Here is a 17,562-nt window from a genome sequence, read left to right on the forward strand (position 1 = left end):
TTCGCGTAGCGTGCGCTTTGCGCTTAGGCAGGCTTTGTTTGTATAGCCCCACATTTCTAATGTGAGGGCAATAATGTGCAACTTCACATAGAATTGGTATTAGAAAGGTGGGAATCTTTGAGTTCTGAGCAACGACAAAAATTTCCACCGATTGCTCCAGATTTTGTTATTGAGTTGCGTTCTAAAACTGATGATTTGAAGACCTTGCAGGCTAAGATGCAGGAGTACATGGACAACGGAGTTCGTTTGGGTTGGCTCATCGATCCACAGAACCAGCAAGTAGAAATTTATCGCCAAGGACGAGAGGTGGAAGCGATCAAGTCCCCTACGACTTTATCTGGTGAAGATGTGTTGCCGGGTTTTATTTTAGATTTGCGTGGTATTCTGTAAAAAAGTCAAACCCAGCCACAAGCAAATACAATTCTACCAATGCAGCAATTCTCTTCTTAACTGTTTCGTGGGGTTCTCCTGGCATTCTTCGTATCTCTAAAACACCATCCAAGAAAGAGAGTCGGTATCCTTGGCGATCTAACAATTGTTCAACTGCTTTGAACTCTCTCCACGTCAGTTCCTCAAACAAAAGGGGTGTTTCTCTTCTGGATGTTGCAATCGTTACTTGCGTCATTTGAGTTTGCAGCTTGTTTCTAGATTAGAAGTCATCAGGTTTGGAGGACAATGCTTTCATCTTAACTTCTTTTGAGTGAACGACTCAGGTTGCTTCACAACTGCCTCAAACTACTTGCTGTAATTGATTTTACAGCACTGTTTGGCGTAACTCCGGAAACACTTTAGACACCTTACTTAACAAATAATCGCCATAAGTTCCACGAAAGGCATGAACGCTAGCCCTATCCCAACGTTCGTTTTGATCGTCGCTCGCCATCACTCCTTTGAGTTCAATTGGCTGGACTTCTACATTAAAATTAGGGTCAAAGAAGAATGGGAACGACAGACGATCGCGTCCCGACAAATTCAAGACGCGATGGGGTGTCGAACGATACAGCCCTCGCGTCATGCGATCGAGCATATCTCCAATGTTGCATACAAATGAGTTAGGGATAGGCGGCGCATCTACCCAGCCAGACTTCGACTTAACTTGCAATCCACCTGCATTATCCTGCTTGAGTATAGTTAAAACACCATAATCAGTGTGTTCCCCCACACCCCACTGACGTTTCTTCTCAGAGAGTGACGAATTGGGAGGATAGTTAAAAATACGAAATAATATCAGTGGGTCTTTTGTATAGCGATCGCTAAAGTAGGATTCTTCTAATTCAAGGCTAAGAGCAATACCAGCCATCAACTTATGCCCTAGTTTGGTCATTGCTTCCATATACTCAAGCACCGTCTCCCGCAATTGCGGAACACTTGATGGAAAAAGGTTGCGACCGTGCATTGGGGTACTAGCTTTGACAAGTGGATGGTTATCCTCAAGTTCTGCACCAAAATATATACCTTCCTTCAAGTCTGGCTTACCTGATGTCAATTCGCCTCCTACAGGGAAATATCCCCGCCATGCTCTACCACCAACATTCATGCCAATCTCTAGTTTAGTTTCCAGATCCCGTTCAAAGAACTGTCTGCTTAAGTCTTCCAGACGTTGCTGTAGTCCTTCATCCACTCCGTGCCCGATGATGTAGAAGAAACCACACTCACGGCATGCTTGTCCGATCCGATCGACTACCGTGTATTTGTCACCAGATCCAGAAACTAGCGCACTGATATCAACGATCGAAACTTGGGAAAATTCTTGGTCTACTGATTGCTGCATTGCGATAGAAAAGTACCAGAGCAAAAATTACCACTTCAATTGTATTCCTTAAGTTTGTAGAAAAATACTTGCTCTCAAAGGGCAAGTGTGGCAAACTGACCTTAAAGTACGATATTTCGATTGAAAAACCGTACTTTAATTGCGGCTGAACGGGTAATTTTGGATTGGTGGGAAGGATAGACAGTAAAGGTTATCCCCCTACCTTTCCTCCTTATACTTTGCTCAAAACACCTATAACTATTAACAGTCGGAGTTTTTCCAAATGGTTGCAAACAGACCTACCTACGACCCAACTTTGTTTCAAGGTGCTGCTTGGTATTATGCTCGCTATCGCTCAAAGTACCCGCAAGATTTATTTGATTTGCTTGCACAGCGCTTTCAATTAAATGGTAGCGGACGACTTCTCGATCTTGGTTGTGGAGCAGGATTGATTGCTATTCCCTTTGCCTCGCGCTTTGAAGAAGTGGTAGCAGTCGATCCTGATGCCGATATGCTAGCAGAAGCACGAGTAGAAGCAGAAGCAGCAAAAGTTAATCATATTCGTTGGATTCACGCACGTGCTGAATCAATTACTGCAGATTGGGGAAATTTTCGCTTGGTAACGATGGGGCGCTCTTTTCATTGGATGCAACGAGAACTGGTTCTTGAAAAGCTTCATCCGCTCCTTGAAGAGGGTGGGGGTATTGTTATCGTAAAAACAAATGAAGACCCTTGGAACAGTTCTTATCCATGGAAGCAAGCAGCGATCGCATCAGTCAAACGCTGGCTTGGAGAAGAACGGCGTACAGGTCAGGGAGGACAAGGTTTGTGGAAACCTTTAGCAGTTACTCATGAAGAAGTTTTGGCAAAATCGGGATTTTCAAAGCAAGAAAACCTAACAGTTACTTTTGAAAGAACTTGGACAATTGATTCATACTTGGGTTATCTTTACTCAACCGCCTTTGCCTTACCCTCCTTTTTTGGCGAAAATCGCGCTCCCTTTGAAGCAGACTTGAGAAATTCATTACTGAGTGTGGAACCTTCTGGAACTTTTAGCGAACAACTTTCCGCCACTGCTTTAATAGCTTGGAAGTAAAGTGAAAGAATGTTGGTTAGTTCCACCTTTAATACATCGCGTTTTAACTAATAAGTTGGCTGGATGAAAGAAGAATCCCACCCTTGAAAATCTCACAAGAGATAATTCCAGGGGTGGGAGTGTCAAGCGTAAAAACCCTCGAAGACCTTTTCGCTGAAACTATCTGAGGTCAAAGCGATCGAGGTTCATCACCTTATCCCAAGCCGCCACAAAGTCATGCACAAATTTTTGCTGCGAATCTCTACATCCGTAAACTTCCGCAAGGGCGCGTAGCTGAGAGTTCGAGCCGAAGATGAGGTCAACACGGGTACCGCTCCACTTGAGTTTGCCAGTTTTGCGATCGCGCCCCTCGAACACATCTTCCGCCTCCGAGAGCGCCTTCCACGCCGTGTTCAGGTCGAGCAGGTTCACGAAGAAGTCGTTGGTTAACGTCTCCGGTCGATCGGTGAAAACGCCATGTTTGGACGCTTCAAAGTTCGCACCTAGGACGCGCAAGCCGCCCACGAGAACCGTCAGTTCGGGGGCTGACAGGGTTAGCAATTGTGCCCGATCGATCAGCAACTCCTCAGGCGATTCGCTGTGTTTGCCGCTGAAGTAATTGCGGAACCCGTCCGCCTTTGGCTCAAGTGGAGCAAAGGATTCCACATCAGTTTTCTCCTGTGACGCATCTGTACGTCCGGGCTTGAAAGGAACCTTAACATCATGTCCGGCGTTCTTCGCCGCTTGCTCAACGCCAGCACATCCGCCCAAAACGATCGAGTCAGCGAGCGAAACCCGCTTCCCTCCGGACTGCGAGCTGTTGAACTCCTCTTGGATCGCCTCCAGGGTTTGCAGCACCTTTGCCAATTGGGTTGGCTGATTGACTTCCCAATCCTTCTGAGGCGCAAGACGAATTCGTGCTCCGTTCGCTCCACCGCGCATATCGGACCCACGGAACGTTGACGCCGATGCCCAGGCGGTCGAAACGAGTTGGGAGACAGACAGTCCCGAGGCAAGAATCTTGCTTTTGAGAGCAGCAATGTCTTGCTCGTCAATCAATTCATGCGTGACTGGAGGGATGGGATCTTGCCACAAGAACTCTTCTGTTGGAACCTCCGAACCAAGATAGCGCGATCGCGGACCCATGTCGCGATGCGTCAGCTTGAACCAGGCGCGGGCGAAGGCGTTGGCGAATTCATCCGGGTTCTCATAGTAACGCCGCGAAATCGGCTCGTAGATGGGGTCCATCCTCATAGCCATGTCCGCCGTGGTCATCATAGGTGCGTGTCGCTTCGACGGATCGTGCGCGTCAGGCACCGTATCTGTGCCAGCGCCGTCTTTGGGCTTCCATTGCCACGCGCCTGCGGGGCTCTTTGTCAGATCCCAATCATATTTGAACAGAGTGTCGAAATAGCTGTTGTCCCACTGTGTCGGAGTGGGAGTCCATGCACCTTCGATACCACTGGTGATTGCATCGACGCCGACACCCGTGTTAAATTTGCTCTTCCAGCCGAGGCCCTGCTCCACGATAGTGGCACCCGCAGGCTCAGAACCTACGTGCGACGCTTCGCCCGCACCATGACATTTGCCAAAGGTATGTCCGCCAGCAACGAGCGCAACTGTTTCTTCATCGTTCATCGCCATCCGACCAAAGGTCTCGCGGATGTCGCGCCCCGAGCCAACCGGATCGGGCTCGCCGTTTGGCCCTTCTGGGTTCACGTAGATCAAGCCCATCTGAACGGCGGCGAGGGGATTCATAAGCACCCGGTCGTCGCTGTAACGCTCGTCGCCGAGCCAGACTTTCTCAGAGCCCCAGTAGATGTCTTCCTCTGGCTCCCAGACATCCTCTCGCCCCCCGGCAAAGCCGATCGTCTTGAAGCCCATTGACTCAAGCGAGCAGTTACCAGCAAAGATCATGAGGTCGGCCCACGAGAGTTTCTTGCCATATTTCTGCTTGATTGGCCAAAGTAACATGCGTGCTTTATCAAGGTTGGCATTGTCAGGCCAACTGTTGAGGGGCTCAAACCGCTGGCTACCCGAGCCAGCACCGCCGCGACCGTCGCCAATACGGTATGTGCCTGCACTGTGCCAAGCCATCCGGATGAACAGCGGTCCATAATGACCGTAGTCAGCTGGCCACCAGTCCTGAGAGGTGGTCATTAGGTCGAAGATATCTTTCCTCACGGCATCTAAGTCGAGACTCTTGAACTCCTCAGCGTAGTTGAACGCTTCACCCATGGGATTGGCTTGTGGTGAGTGCTGGTGGAGGATGCTCAGATTCAAAGAATTCGGCCACCAATCTCGGTTCGACGTCACATGACGGGCTGTAAGTTTCTGACTTCCGCCCGTAAACGGGCATCCGCTTTCGCTGCTCATAGTATCTCCAGGGAAATGTTGGGGTGTGGATTTTTTGGATATATTGCAGGTATTGCAAACAAATAGCACACGGGCAATTATTGGGACAGTGGATGAGAAATATAATTGAAGAGAAATATAAACAACGTTATGATTTGAAACAATAGGTAATACCAATAGCCCTGCTTGGGCTATTGGTTATGTACTATTAGTTATGATTTATACATTTGCTCGGCGATCGCTTTATCGCACCCTGAAATGCTAAATTCACCAACATCCGCATTTCTGCCTACAATGTCTAATTATTTATCAAGTAATCCATAAATGTTAATTGTTTGGTCTGTATTATAACTTACGACGCACTCTCGATGGAACTGAGACAAATCGCTCAATAAATGAGATGTCATTGCTTGTGGCTCACTTAGGGTGGCATTCCTTAAGGACAGAGCAATTAAATCGCGTTTTAATTCAAAGAACTTGAGTGGTCTAAATTGAGCGATTGCAGAAGAATGAAGTTAACTGAGGTGGGCAGCAAGCTTACCAATCTAAAGGAGATTGTTATGAAACAATCCTGCCATTCGTCCAGCAAGCACCTGCCGCGCCGGACAGGAGAGTCAAGACATTGTTCTTGTCGCCGACGCCCTCAAAACTCCGAACGCCTCCCAATCTAGCTGAATACAATTGAAAGGTAAATGATATGACGATGAAATCCACAGATGGCAGCCCGATCCTCGTAACTGGAGCAGCCGGCGATATCGGTGCTATCGGCCGCCACCTCACTGCAATGTTGCTTGCCAAGGGACATAAAGTGCGTGCTTTGGTCCGGCGGGAGGATGAACGCGCTGACGCCCTGCGCCAGCTCGGTGCCGAGGTCGTACAGGGCGACCTGACGGATCTCGCCTCAATGCACCGAGCGATCGAAGGTTGTACGCGCATTTATTTCGGAATGTCAATCTCGGCGGCTTATCTCGAAGCCACGGTTAACGTCGCTGCGGTGGCACGCCACCATGGTGTCCAGGCTTTCGTGAACATGTCGCAGATGACAGTAACGCAGATGAGCATCACCGAGACTACCCCGAGCCCGCAGCACAAGCTGCACTGGCTTGCAGAACAAGTATTGGCGTGGTCCGGACTGCCGATCGTCACGGTGCGACCGACGGTCTTCCTCGAGGGCTTCTTCCTGCGTCTCGCCGCTGCTGGCGTCCGTGACAGCGACGAACTGGCGCTGCCGCTGGGTAACAGTAAGACCTCGCCTATCTCGGCTGTTGATGTGGCGCGTGCCGTTGCCGCAATCCTCGACGACCCTGTAGAGCACATTGGTCATGTTTACAATCTGACCGGATTTGAGTCGGTCGATCTGGACCACTACGCACGCGCCTTTTCCGAAGCACTCGGCCGAACTATCCGCTATCGTAACGTGCCACTCTCCGCGTGGACCGATAGACTTCTTGAATTTGGGGTGCCAACTCACCTTGTCAACCACCTCGTGGTGATGGCCTCTCTTCACGCACAGGGGCGGTATGACCGCATGACGGATGACCTGTTCAAGCTCACCGACACTCCTCCGACAAGTATGTACGACTTCGTGAAATTGCACGCCGCTGACTTCACGCGCAATGAAGCTACGGCTTGAGGGCAGACCGCTCGTAGTGCCTCGATCTCGACTGGACTACCCTAGACCAGGCAAACGAGCGATCTGGACCTGTCTCAACCTACTTGGATTAGATGAAATTCATCGATTAGTGTTGGTTGGTTGCTCCTTACTGGGAACATTGCGATCGCATTCATAGAAACTTGGTATAAGTAACTTGGCATACTAAAAACTTTAGCTATATGAGAACCGCGTATAGAAAACTCAGGTGAAGTTAATAGAGTTGCGATCGCAAAAAACATAATCTTCAGTATTTTCAAGGTAAAGAAACATAGTACATTCAAGGAGTGCGATATGACTGTTGCTGTAATCGCTCGCTTATCGCATTCTTCATGCAGTATTGATTAATTCTCTTTTATCACTTTCAGCAAAGAAAATTTGAAACCTTGTTTTTAAGTTAGTCCGCGTAGGCGGACTTTGTTTGTATAGCAGTGAATTCTATTCGCATCAGTCTTTACAGGTGGCTGTTTGTCAAGACTGCAAACAGCTAAGTTACAACAATCACGTCGGCCAAAGCTATAGCTTTTTACTCTCTTGTTGTGCTGATTGAGATAAATTCTCGTTTTTTTGTTGCCTCGCTAATGTTTCAGTATGTTAGCGATGCCTGGAGAAAGTGTGACTTTCTTTTTAGAAGGAAAGTTTGAGGAACGTAAAAAAATTCAAGGGAATAAACCTTCAGGGGAAGTCTGGTGTCTTTAGAATCTCAAACCTGGTAAGTATAGAGTTCGTTTTACATATCGAAACAACACAATACCAATAATTGATGAAAGAAGTAATAAAGATGTGAAATTAATAGAGGGGATTTGGAAAGGTATCGTATCAACTCCTTTTGTTGATTTTTGTATAACGCGATAAGTTAATAGGTAGGAAGAATAAAGTCGATGTCAAATCGGTTAGTGGAGTCGAACAGAGTGTTATAGAGATTTTGTGAGTTATCTTTATGTGTGTTAGTTGATGCAGTAGGTAAATTATGGATTTTAAAGAGTTGTTGCAGCGTTATGCTGCTCTTAAGAGAAATTTTACTAGGGTTGATTTGCATGAGAGAAATTTTAGTGGGGTTGATTTGCAAGGAATCCAAGTGGGGGAGACTGACTTGAGCGGGATTAATCTGAGTCATGCCAACCTCGCTCAAAGTACTTGGTGGGAAATAATTCTTGCTGATGCTAACTTGGCAAGAGCCGATTTGAGCGGAGCTAGTTTTCAATGGTCTAACTTGAGCGGAGCCAACCTCGCCCAAGCCAATCTCACTGGAGCCAGTTTCGTTGGAACTGACCTGACGGATGCAAATTTCATTGGTGCTAACTTGAGTCAAGTCGAATGGGAAGATGTGCTGTTGTGTAACACGACTATGCCAGATGGGAGAATTGAAAATGACCCAATTCGGGTAATTGCTCTTGATGAATTTCTTAGCCGTCGGGAGCGAGGGGAGCAAAGATTTGTTGGCATTGTTTTGCGTGGTGTTGATTTGAGTGGTGTTGATTTGAGGGGCGTTGACCTCCACTACGCCAAACTGACTAATATCAATTTGAGTCGAGCCAATCTCAATAGCGCCGATTTGGACGGTGCTTCTTTGAGCGGAGCAAACTTGAGGGAAGCTGATTTGACTAACGCTTCTTTGAGGGGTGTTGATTTGAGGGGTGCTGATTTGAGGGGTACCAACCTTTTGACTGCTGATTTGGAAAAAGCCATTTTGATTGGCGTTAATTTGACTGGAGCTAATCTCTCGTACACCAATTTGGACGGGCTTGACTTGACTGGAGCTAACTTGACTAATTGCGTGGGAATTACGTCTATACCACCCGATGTGGTTACTCTTTGCAATACTATCATGCCTGATGGAAGTATTAGAGATGAAGAGGGCTGGGGATACTGATAAAGGTGTAGTGTTTATTTCCCAGAGAGTGGGGTCGATGAACCAGCCTGCGCCGTTGGCATCATAGTTATGGATGCTGAAGAGTTGTACGGGCGTTATGTCGTTGGAGAAAGAAATTTCTCTGGTGTTGACTTGAGCAATGTCAACCTTAATATTATGGTCTAAATGACTAACCGACGATCGCCATACCATTGACTTAAATCTCGCTCAATTCTTTCAAGAATGGAGATCGCATCTCCGAGCGATTTTGCATCACTTGCTAATTTAGCAAATACTGACTCAATGCGTGGTTGATAGTTCTGCGGGCATAGTGCGAAGTTGTTAGCAATTGCCACCGCGCCTTTCTCATTCAGTAAGTACTCTCCATTAAGTGCAAATAATACCTGATTCATGCAAGCGACACTGCGGAAACAACAACCTGCTGCATAGGCAACATCACCTCTGGCAACTGCTTTTTGAGCAACGAACAAAGAAAAGCTTATTTCCCAGGCAAACATATTAACAATTGCTTGTTGAAGCTGAGTTGGATAGGGAGTTGTCTTAGCCTTTAAAGCGGCTAAAACACCATTCGGGTCGTAAAGTGGCAGACAATGAGCAACTTCACCCATATAAATAGAGGATACAAAGCCATGAGGATGCCCTGGTTGGTAATCAATCGCGATCTGTCCGGCGTGGCAATCATCAATGACACGATTAACCTGAATTACATCACGATAGAGAAAATCTACAGGGACACCTTCTATCCGCAGCCAACCGCCACCATTAATCCATTTCCCCCACCCACCAATTGGAGTGATGAGATTGGCGCGGCGATCGTCATCAATTTTAGAGGCCAAGTGATTTAGAGCAGCCACATCAAGGGGATTGTCTGGCAGGTAATAAATTCCCAAATCCACATCTGACTTCTGTGTGTGGTTGCCTCGTGCTCTCGAACCACCTAGAGCGATCGCTGCAATTCCATGAATTGACTGCAAACGCTCGACAATGGGGTGGATAAACTGAGGCAATTGCCGATTCATATTGGCTCTATCACCAGTTATTTAAAACGATGCTACATTAAATGCTAACAATTTGAAGAGATCTTCACAATGGGTCGGGTAAGATGTGAACCTACGGGGCACAAGGGCATCCGTTTTACAGACGGCTTCCTTCAACCGGACTTGGATACCGACCCATAAAGAAGTACCGACGGGGAATTCAAGGTAAAATTATGAAACGTTATCAAAAATTCTCAATAACTTTTTGTAGATATTCGGTGGAGGCAACTTCCGCTTGCGATCGCACTACCAAAGTCGGGGACTTTAACGCATCTCGCAATCGGCGATAAAAGTGAATACTGTTTTGTAGTGCTTGGGCAATTTCATGCTGATTGTGTTGAGCAGCAATAGTCTGGTAAAAATCTCCAAGCCTTTGGGGAATTTCTTTCTCTAGATTTCTAACTCCACGCGGTAGTCGCCCTGCTTCAACTTTAGCCAATGGAGCTAAAACCTGTGCCCGGAGAAACGCTAAAAAATCAAGGGCTTCAAAGAGCTCACCTCTACCTAATCTAGCAGCGCAGTAGTGTACCCATACCCAAAAGCGGTCTTCAATCCATTGCAAATCAATCGGTGGATAGTGACATGGGTTGTTGGCAATAGCTGTTGTCAGTAAATTTTCTTGCTCCCACAAAACCACCGGATCTTCTATTAGGTCTGTTGTAAAAGCTTGTAGAAGTAAAAACTTTAAATCAACGTGTACTAAAGGATTGTCGTAAAGACAAATTAACACTCTCGGTTCACCGACGTGTTCGCCAGTAAAAGCTGCTAACAATGAACCAAGTTGACTGGCAAAAATTTGGCGCTGTTGGAAAAGATTTTGGTAATGACCATCATTGACAACAAGAATTAAATCTAAGTCAGAGTACTCATCCATTTCTCCTCTTAAATAAGAACCAGCAATTGCCACACCTAACAAGCGTTCATCAGTCTGCAACTTCACAAGCATCTTTTCTAAAAAAGAACGCTGTGGTTCAGGAATTGGCATACGATCTTTCATCTGTTGGCTCTGTCAATTGACTAACTTCTACAATAGCTTGCGTTGATGTCGGTTTCGTATGACTTTTAAAGAAATTTGACTTGTTTGTTCCAATACCGTTCCTACCTGTTTAGTGAGATCGCAGCATCTTTTATACCAATTTAATATGAAGCTGCATACAATTAGCCTGCGTATAGCCCTTACGGGCATAGCCTGCGGCATCGCGTAGCGTGCGCTTTGCGCTTAGGCAGGCTTTGTTTGTATAGCCCCACTCTTCTAGAGTGAGGGCAATAATGTGCAACTTCACATAGAATTGGTATTAGAGATTTTTGGGCAATATAATTTTCCCCAGCACCCATAAGGAGAATTTAATTACCCATTTCGGTCAACAAATTACGTAAATTAGTCCAAAGATTATTTATGGATTGGTGACGAGCTGCTTGAAGAGAGCAATATGCATCTAATGCCCAATCTTTTTCAGCACCCCTCTTAGCTTTATTCTTTTTCGGAACAATAATATTAAGTCGTATGCCATCATGTTGTATGACCCTTAATAACTGGAGATAGAGAGGGTAACTAACATGATATCAAATGAATCGAATAGTAACGACAATTTTCATGTAGATGGTATACAACTGAGAATTCGAGAAACCAATCTTATAGTGTTAGCCATTCCAGAAAAACGCTACAATTCTAACTCTTTTATAGACATTTCTGTTGACCTTATCAACAACACATCAAACCCTTTTCATCTCAATCCAAAGGAAACTTTAATAACAGAGGTTTTGACATTAGATGGTCAAGCAATGCAAGGAGAAATGGCTCCAGATGAACTTGTTTACAGAGGAAAAGAAGATGTACATTCTCAGTCAAGTTTTGGATTTAGATTGTCTCAATTTATATCAAACTTAATACATTGGTTCTGGAAAATTCCAAAAAGAACATTTGAGCCTCAGTTAGTTAATTCAAGGCAAGGTAGAACCGTTACTTTGACTCTAAAGCTCTTCTGGAAAAGTAACTTACTGCAACTTCAAGTTACTAACAGCCCTAGCTATTCACCAATCATTTTTAGCCTTCTTGACAAATCTTGGTCTTTTAAAGCTCTCCAACCTAATACGTATCAACTTCGGTTCCTATGGGGTATTCCTCCAAGTGATGGTGAATTTAGCTCAGATTCAGAAACAACCCAAGGAATTAGTGCAGGACAGTTGGCAACTCAATTCGTGAATTTTGCTCTTATTAAACCCACTGGAGCCGATCGCAGTGCAGTGGAAGTGGATGGTATCCGCTTTGAAACCCTCATGCCAGAACGAGTATTGACCCTCCCAGAAAAAAAGCGTGGCATTCAAACTCTTTTGCAGATAGGGATTCGCATTACAAACAACACGCCAATCCCAGTCCGTTTCGACTTGTTTCATACTTTAATACCTCAACTTATGGGAGCAGATAATCAAGTATACCTCCGGCGATATTTCCGGCGTGGCACTAAAGAACCATTAGAATCTGATTTTATATCAGTTATGCCTCAAGAGAGTACGACCTTATTTTCACACGCTAGCTTTTCTTGGAGAAAGCATGACCAGTTCACTCTAACCATTGTTGCTAAAGATGGCGGTTGTTGGAATTTTAATGCTCTAAGTGTAGGTATCTATCAAATTCAGATGGTTTATAACGACAAATATGCAACGCAAGAAATATATGACCAAGAAGGTTTAAATACAAACTTAATAGAAAACCTTTGGACGGGGATAGTATGCACTCCTCAAGTAGAGTTTTGCCTAGTCCGGTAAACTGCTATAATATTTTTCCGTTGAGGTAATATAATGAAATATTTCACATTTTTATGATTGCTATATTCCATCTGATTTCGCTTGCGCTGACACAACCTAAATTATTTGTATCGTTCACTTAAATCCACCATATGCAATTTTTAATACGCTCATTTAATCTCTACGTTAATAGTTGGTGGATTCCTATTGCAGGAACATACTGTATACTTACGGTAATTGGCTTATGTGTCTTCTGGCAAACAGGGTGCGTTCCTTTACCTTGGATTGCACCTGTAAGATGGTTTAACTCATCGATCGATCTTCTCTTTCTACCACTACTTGCACTATTCGCAGTTTCAACATTTGGCATGATAATTGCGGCATCAAATCAATTACAGAAACGCGAGAGAAAGAAAGGTATTGCGATTTTCTTTATATTTCTTATTTCTTTATTATTATCAATTTTGGGTTTATTAAATCTTTTCATCATTTTGATGGGTCCTATTTGGTGCAGTCAGACCCCAAGGAGTAAAGCTTATGCTGTTGAAGTGACTCAAGACTTAGCGGAACTTGCTCCATTACCAAAATCTGCAACCCATATCAAAACTGAAATGAAAGGTGGTGCTTTTGACCGAACAGTAGTGGTAACTTTTGAAGCCCTCAAAAGTGACATAGAGGAATGGTTAATGGCATCTCAAGGGACTAGTGAGCTTGTTCCAGAAAAGCTTCCAGATAAGAGTTTAAAGTACTCTATCTCTTCGGGTAATGGAGGACAGGTTGCACTATTAGTTTTATCAGCAGATAAGCGAAAGGTTAAAATACAAGTTGCATACTGGCTCTAAAGAAGGACGCACTCATTTTTGACGACTCTCTGGGTTATTTGAGAAATTACTATTTTTGATAGCCTGCTCCTCTAGAGGTAACAGCACGTCGTAACTGAGCTAAAGCACGATTGTAACTCAAGACAGCTTGCGCTAAATTAGCTTGTGCTCGGGTCAAATCATTTTCTGCTTCAATCACTTCAGTTTGAGTGCCAACACCTGTTTGGAAACGCAAACGTGCAACACGTAAGCTTTCCTTTGCTTGGTTAACGGCAGCATGAGTAGTTTGAACGTTGTTCAAATTAGATTGCAATTGCGAATATGCTGGGTTTACGGGTTGCTCTATGGAAAGCTGGCTCATCACAGACTCAGACAGACTCAAGGCAGTACTTAGATTAACAGTTGGAGACTCAAGAGCTTGCAGTTCCTGTAAGGCAGCTTGACTGCGTTCTACTTGAATTGACACCTCCTGTAATTGAAGATTGTTACGTCGTGCCAGTTCTAAAGCTTGCTGCAGAGTTATTGGCTGAGTGTGTTGAATCTTGACTTCTTGCGGTAGAGTAGGAAATTGCAGGGGATTGGGACTGGGATTGAGGTGTTGTGGTACCTGCGCTGCACCAAGCCCAACATGGCTCAATGCGATCGCACAATTCACACCTACAGCTACTATATAGCGACAAACTGACATCATATTTTTATCTGAATTTCAATAAAATTTCAGCAGTAGGGAGAAACGTTCCTACCCAATTGTAGCGAACGGGTAATTGAAAACTGCTTTCGACCATACCACCAAAGTAAATATTAATTCAACTAGCAAATCATCCATTTCTTCAGGATTATTATAGAGTATAATCTCTGCACCTGAGAAAGTATGTACAAAATAGTTAGTGTTTGTAAACCGTTTTATCATTGAAACTAATTATCAAACCGACTTCACTTAGTAACTGAGAAGAAGTTGGCTAAGTCTGGATATATCTCTAACACTCCACTCATTTGCTCGGCTAATTTAGAAAGATAACTCATAAGTCGCTCAAAAGTGAGAACGGCATGTAAATTGTTTGGTGTCGCACCGAAACGAAGCGGTCTGAAGATGTCGTATTCAGACTTCAACCAAAGAGAGATGTATTGTGAATTTTCACTTAGCTCAAAGTAAAACTCCATATACATAACAGATTTCTCTTCAGGTTCATTATTAACCAGAGTCCACCATGTTCTCATGCCATCAGGAACATCAATTTCACTACCTGCTTGTATTTTTAATGTTCCCCATTCTAAATCTCCTAAGTCGATAGCAATTTGTCTATTTGAAAGTGCTTCCATCAGTAACTCAACAGTAGGCCTTCTACACTGACTGACTATCTCTGTAAATTTTGCATTCATAGCCCGTTGGGTTGCCACCGAATTTTAAAGCAGTTATCCCTACAATTTTACCTGTATCTACTACTCTGATGATTTCTGTGCCTGCAACGAAACAGTTACTCGTATTGGTCACCGTTTTTCCAGTGCTTTTCAGGACATTATCTGTACCTTCAGCACTAGCATTGATGGCTTTATTGGCAGCGAAGAACTTCTTGATACCAAATAATGCTCCAGCAAATGGTACGTCAGCTAGAAGGTTCCAAGCATTCTGACGTTCAAACTTATACCATTTCTGTATAAAGATGCATCTATTTAGCCCACGTAGGTGGGCTTTGTTTGTATAGCCCCACATTTCTAATGTGAGGGAATTTTAAGCGCAACCTCATCTAGAATCGGTATTACCGTTATCTTGGTAGCTTTGGTAAAGGTTATAAGTCACTAGTCTTACATCTTGCAGCAAAGTATTAATACTGAATATTTATGTCATTAATAATCATATATTTTTATCAATAACATGAAAAAATGGGATTTTCTAGCCTCCGTAGGCAGGCTTTGCTTGTATAGCTTCACCCTTATAGGGTGTAGGTGCAAGATATCAGTAGTATTACATGGGAAGAGCCAAAAACCCATTCATGTAATACTTGGGAGGAAAGCTCCTTTTTTGTCCAAAGTCCAATAGTTGAGCGTAGGGCATAAATTCTATGCCCTATGCCCTATACTGTCCTATACCCTAACTCACTAGCTCAATCGAAGCGTACATTCTAAAATCAATTTTTGATTAACTTGGGAATAGGGCTGGATTTCCAAAGCAAGACGAAATGCTCTAATCGCTTCAGAATACTGTCCGAGTGCCGCGTAACACAAGCCCATACCATGAAGTGCGCCAAAATGCACGGGGTTAAGTTGAACAACCATCTGACAGTCTGCTAAAGACTTTTGATACTGAGCGTTGATGTAGTAAAGAAAACCACGGCGATTCCACGCTTCTGCAAAATCTGGTTGGTCGTTAATAAGTTCTGTGAGAATGGCTTCGGCTTGATTCATTTCTCCCGCATCCACTAACTGCTGGCTGCGTTCGATAATTTCTAGCCCGTGAATTCCTTTTTGCTGAAACCAAATCCGCCAGAGTCTTTTGGTCGCCTCATCGCGGACTGTTTCATCGGAATTTTTCAAGTCTTCAAGTAAGTAATTGATAAATAAAGAATCCATGAATTCGCGGTCAGTGATAGTAGCTTTGGATCAAATTTCGCACATTATTATCCAATTAGTCACCCTTGAAGTCACCAGAAGGATTAAGTGTAAAATAATATTTTGCTGAAGAAACTCGTAGAATTCTACGAATTTCTACAGAGAATAGCAGTTTTTCCCCCTTTGTCCTTTATCCTTCATACTCTTCTGTAGTCTCTAATACGATATAATGGCGGACTCAATCTTTAGATTTATTAGCGATTGGTCAATAGTATCTCACATTTTCCCAAATAGAAATGTGTTAGTAGTTATTGATAAATCGTTAATACTAAAAATCGATCGCAAAAACACGAAAACTAAAGACTATGCCAAAGCAAAAGAGCATCTACAGGCATATTGTTCTCACTTCGCATCCCAGTCGCTTTGGTCCCAAACCAATTCCTATCAAGTGGGGAGAAGTCGATCCCATGCAACGGGGTCCGGTGGTAGCTACCTTAACTCAGCAAGCACACCGTAACGTCATTGGTACCCATTCTGGTAGTTATGCGGTGTATAGAGCATTGGCGGTAGCAAGCGGAGCACTTCAATCAGATCACAGGGCCGATCTCACTAACACGTCTCCAGTGGAGGGCATTGGACCGCATCCAAGCTGGTTCGATCCAGATAAAATTGTATCTCTTGACCCATTTGGGGCAAATGTTGGTGATGTCTTTAGATCGTATTACGAACAGGGATATGATATACGCCCGACAATTGCTATCACTAAAGCTCATATCAACATACCCGAACTGCAAGAAGCAGTAGCGAATGGACGCTTGCAAGTTGATGGCAAAATTATGAAATCCAATGGCGATTTAGTTGTCACTAAAGCAGCAATTGAGCCAGTTTGGTATTTACCGGGAATGGCCAAGCGCTTCCAAATTTCAGAGGGAGAATTGCGCCGCGCCTTATTTGAACAAACGGGGGGTATGTTTCCAGAATTGGTGACGCGTTCCGATCTTGAGGTCTTTTTACCACCCATTGGAGGTGTTACTGTATACATTGTAGGGGATGTAGCAGCGATCGACGACCCCAATAAACCCCTAGCAGTTAGAGTACATGACGAATGCAATGGTTCTGACGTCTTTGGGTCAGATATCTGTACCTGCCGTCCTTATTTAGTCCACGGAATAGAAGTCTGCATCCAAACAGCACAAGAAGGGGGTGCTGGTATCATTGTTTACTGCCGCAAGGAAGGACGGGCTTTGGGAGAAGTGACGAAATTTTTAGTATACAATGCTCGCAAGCGTCAAGAAGGGGGCGATCGCGCTGATGCTTACTTCAGTCGGACTGAATGCGTGGCGGGTGTTCAAGATATGCGGTTTCAAGAACTGATGCCGGATGTGTTGCACTGGTTGGGCGTGGCTCGTATTGACCGCTTGGTTTCAATGAGTAATATGAAATACAACGCTATCACTCAAGCAGGCATAGAGGTGGTGGAACGAGTTCCCATTCCAGAAGAATTGATTCCTCAAGATGCGCGAGTAGAAATAGAAGCGAAAAAAGCAGCAGGTTATTATACCACATCTGAGGTATTAGATGCGGATGCGCTGGCATCTGTTCAAGGACGTTCTTTGGAAGGCTAAAGTATGAAGAAGGATGAAGGATAAGGCAGAAAAAGCTTTATACTTTATCCTTCATACTTTTTGAGGGTGTATCGCTAGGAAGG

The 17,562-nt window shown here is 44.4% G+C and carries 16 protein-coding genes, 1 tRNA gene and 1 pseudogene; 7 read left to right on the forward strand and 11 right to left on the reverse strand.

What is annotated here, in order from left to right; all coding sequences use genetic code 11:
* Positions 1 to 99 precede the first annotated feature (99 nt).
* Positions 100 to 390 (forward strand): annotated as a pseudogene (locus tag AB0756_RS06600) (Uma2 family endonuclease); the annotation flags it as partial.
* Here AB0756_RS06600 and AB0756_RS06605 read toward each other — a convergent pair.
* Positions 362 to 625, reverse strand: a complete 264-nt coding sequence (locus AB0756_RS06605; protein WP_237265843.1) for a hypothetical protein — start codon at positions 623 to 625, stop codon at positions 362 to 364. The pseudogene AB0756_RS06600 and the gene AB0756_RS06605 sit on opposite strands and share 29 nt — an antisense overlap.
* 129 nt (positions 626 to 754) lie before the next feature.
* Positions 755 to 1,771, reverse strand: coding sequence for an isopenicillin N synthase family dioxygenase (locus AB0756_RS06610; protein WP_038074821.1), 1,017 nt, complete (start codon positions 1,769 to 1,771; stop codon positions 755 to 757).
* Between the two features lie 262 nt (positions 1,772 to 2,033).
* Here AB0756_RS06610 and AB0756_RS06615 point away from each other — a divergent pair, with 262 nt between their 5' ends.
* Positions 2,034 to 2,846, forward strand: coding sequence for a class I SAM-dependent methyltransferase (locus AB0756_RS06615; protein WP_038074501.1), 813 nt, complete (start codon positions 2,034 to 2,036; stop codon positions 2,844 to 2,846).
* A gap of 159 nt (positions 2,847 to 3,005) precedes the next feature.
* On the opposite strand, the gene katG is transcribed toward AB0756_RS06615, so the two are convergent.
* Positions 3,006 to 5,201, reverse strand: a complete 2,196-nt coding sequence (gene katG, locus AB0756_RS06620) for a catalase/peroxidase HPI (protein ID WP_038074498.1) — start codon at positions 5,199 to 5,201, stop codon at positions 3,006 to 3,008.
* A gap of 676 nt (positions 5,202 to 5,877) precedes the next feature.
* Here katG and AB0756_RS06625 point away from each other — a divergent pair.
* Positions 5,878 to 6,813: an SDR family NAD(P)-dependent oxidoreductase gene (locus tag AB0756_RS06625; protein WP_050046356.1), complete on the forward strand. Its 936-nt coding sequence runs from the start codon at positions 5,878 to 5,880 to the stop codon at positions 6,811 to 6,813.
* A 74-nt stretch (positions 6,814 to 6,887) separates the two neighbouring features.
* On the opposite strand, the gene AB0756_RS06630 is transcribed toward AB0756_RS06625, so the two are convergent.
* Positions 6,888 to 7,073, reverse strand: a complete 186-nt coding sequence (locus AB0756_RS06630; RefSeq protein WP_167844630.1) for a hypothetical protein — start codon at positions 7,071 to 7,073, stop codon at positions 6,888 to 6,890.
* A gap of 728 nt (positions 7,074 to 7,801) precedes the next feature.
* Between AB0756_RS06630 and AB0756_RS06635 the strand changes: the two genes are divergently transcribed.
* A complete protein-coding gene (locus AB0756_RS06635) occupies positions 7,802 to 8,704 on the forward strand; it encodes a pentapeptide repeat-containing protein (protein WP_050046357.1) in 903 nt (300 codons plus the stop codon).
* 161 nt (positions 8,705 to 8,865) lie between these two features.
* Here the strand turns inward: AB0756_RS06635 and AB0756_RS06640 are convergent, their stop codons facing one another.
* The 3 genes from AB0756_RS06640 to AB0756_RS06650 form a co-directional block, all read right to left on the reverse strand.
* Positions 8,866 to 9,723: a nucleotidyltransferase domain-containing protein gene (locus tag AB0756_RS06640; protein WP_050046358.1), complete on the reverse strand. Its 858-nt coding sequence runs from the start codon at positions 9,721 to 9,723 to the stop codon at positions 8,866 to 8,868.
* Between the two features lie 70 nt (positions 9,724 to 9,793).
* Positions 9,794 to 9,878 (reverse strand) — tRNA-Tyr (locus AB0756_RS06645).
* Positions 9,879 to 9,925: 47 nt separating this feature from the next.
* On the reverse strand, positions 9,926 to 10,738 hold the full coding sequence (locus AB0756_RS06650; RefSeq protein WP_050046359.1) for a nucleotidyltransferase domain-containing protein: 813 nt from the start codon (positions 10,736 to 10,738) through the stop codon (positions 9,926 to 9,928).
* 560 nt (positions 10,739 to 11,298) lie between these two features.
* Here AB0756_RS06650 and AB0756_RS06655 point away from each other — a divergent pair.
* Together AB0756_RS06655 and AB0756_RS06660 are read left to right on the forward strand one after the other, a co-directional pair.
* Positions 11,299 to 12,507, forward strand: coding sequence for a hypothetical protein (locus tag AB0756_RS06655; RefSeq protein WP_050046360.1), 1,209 nt, complete (start codon positions 11,299 to 11,301; stop codon positions 12,505 to 12,507).
* Positions 12,508 to 12,854: 347 nt separating this feature from the next.
* Positions 12,855 to 13,328 (forward strand): hypothetical protein, encoded by a 474-nt coding sequence (locus tag AB0756_RS06660; protein WP_050046361.1) that lies wholly within the window; start codon positions 12,855 to 12,857, stop codon positions 13,326 to 13,328.
* A gap of 49 nt (positions 13,329 to 13,377) precedes the next feature.
* On the opposite strand, the gene AB0756_RS06665 is transcribed toward AB0756_RS06660, so the two are convergent.
* The 4 genes from AB0756_RS06665 to AB0756_RS06680 all read right to left on the reverse strand — a co-directional run bounded on the left by AB0756_RS06665 (position 13,378) and on the right by AB0756_RS06680 (position 15,875).
* A complete protein-coding gene (locus AB0756_RS06665; RefSeq protein ID WP_082051805.1) occupies positions 13,378 to 13,998 on the reverse strand; it encodes a TolC family protein in 621 nt (206 codons plus the stop codon).
* A gap of 242 nt (positions 13,999 to 14,240) precedes the next feature.
* Positions 14,241 to 14,687, reverse strand: a complete 447-nt coding sequence (locus AB0756_RS06670) for a hypothetical protein (protein WP_038084747.1) — start codon at positions 14,685 to 14,687, stop codon at positions 14,241 to 14,243.
* A complete protein-coding gene (locus AB0756_RS06675; RefSeq protein WP_038084749.1) occupies positions 14,650 to 15,018 on the reverse strand; it encodes a hypothetical protein in 369 nt (122 codons plus the stop codon). Before AB0756_RS06675 ends, AB0756_RS06670 begins: the two co-directional genes overlap by 38 nt.
* A gap of 386 nt (positions 15,019 to 15,404) precedes the next feature.
* Positions 15,405 to 15,875, reverse strand: coding sequence for a tetratricopeptide repeat protein (locus AB0756_RS06680; RefSeq protein ID WP_038084750.1), 471 nt, complete (start codon positions 15,873 to 15,875; stop codon positions 15,405 to 15,407).
* Positions 15,876 to 16,219: 344 nt separating this feature from the next.
* Between AB0756_RS06680 and AB0756_RS06685 the strand changes: the two genes are divergently transcribed.
* Complete coding sequence (locus AB0756_RS06685) at positions 16,220 to 17,479, forward strand: GTP cyclohydrolase II (RefSeq protein ID WP_038084751.1); 1,260 nt, start codon at positions 16,220 to 16,222, stop codon at positions 17,477 to 17,479.
* Positions 17,480 to 17,562 lie beyond the last annotated feature (83 nt).

Source organism: Tolypothrix campylonemoides VB511288_2 (assembly GCF_045999855.1).
GTDB classification, from domain to species: Bacteria; Cyanobacteriota; Cyanobacteriia; order Cyanobacteriales; family Nostocaceae; genus Scytonema; species Scytonema bouteillei_A.

Coding starts and splice junctions, on each gene's coding strand:
- AB0756_RS06655 (WP_050046360.1), top strand. CDS start 11,299: ATGATATCAAATGAATCGAATAGTAACGACAATTTTCATGTAGATGGT.
- AB0756_RS06625 (WP_050046356.1), top strand. CDS start 5,878: ATGACGATGAAATCCACAGATGGCAGCCCGATCCTCGTAACTGGAGCA.
- AB0756_RS06650 (WP_050046359.1), bottom strand. CDS start 10,738: ATGAAAGATCGTATGCCAATTCCTGAACCACAGCGTTCTTTTTTAGAA.
- AB0756_RS06660 (WP_050046361.1), top strand. CDS start 12,855: ATGATAATTGCGGCATCAAATCAATTACAGAAACGCGAGAGAAAGAAA.
- AB0756_RS06605 (WP_237265843.1), bottom strand. CDS start 625: ATGACGCAAGTAACGATTGCAACATCCAGAAGAGAAACACCCCTTTTG.
- AB0756_RS06685 (WP_038084751.1), top strand. CDS start 16,220: ATGCCAAAGCAAAAGAGCATCTACAGGCATATTGTTCTCACTTCGCAT.
- AB0756_RS06635 (WP_050046357.1), top strand. CDS start 7,802: ATGGATTTTAAAGAGTTGTTGCAGCGTTATGCTGCTCTTAAGAGAAAT.
- AB0756_RS06675 (WP_038084749.1), bottom strand. CDS start 15,018: ATGTGGGGCTATACAAACAAAGCCCACCTACGTGGGCTAAATAGATGC.
- AB0756_RS06665 (WP_082051805.1), bottom strand. CDS start 13,998: ATGATGTCAGTTTGTCGCTATATAGTAGCTGTAGGTGTGAATTGTGCG.
- AB0756_RS06680 (WP_038084750.1), bottom strand. CDS start 15,875: ATGGATTCTTTATTTATCAATTACTTACTTGAAGACTTGAAAAATTCC.
- katG (WP_038074498.1), bottom strand. CDS start 5,201: ATGAGCAGCGAAAGCGGATGCCCGTTTACGGGCGGAAGTCAGAAACTT.
- AB0756_RS06670 (WP_038084747.1), bottom strand. CDS start 14,687: ATGAATGCAAAATTTACAGAGATAGTCAGTCAGTGTAGAAGGCCTACT.
- AB0756_RS06630 (WP_167844630.1), bottom strand. CDS start 7,073: ATGTTTTTTGCGATCGCAACTCTATTAACTTCACCTGAGTTTTCTATA.
- AB0756_RS06640 (WP_050046358.1), bottom strand. CDS start 9,723: ATGAATCGGCAATTGCCTCAGTTTATCCACCCCATTGTCGAGCGTTTG.
- AB0756_RS06610 (WP_038074821.1), bottom strand. CDS start 1,771: ATGCAGCAATCAGTAGACCAAGAATTTTCCCAAGTTTCGATCGTTGAT.
- AB0756_RS06615 (WP_038074501.1), top strand. CDS start 2,034: ATGGTTGCAAACAGACCTACCTACGACCCAACTTTGTTTCAAGGTGCT.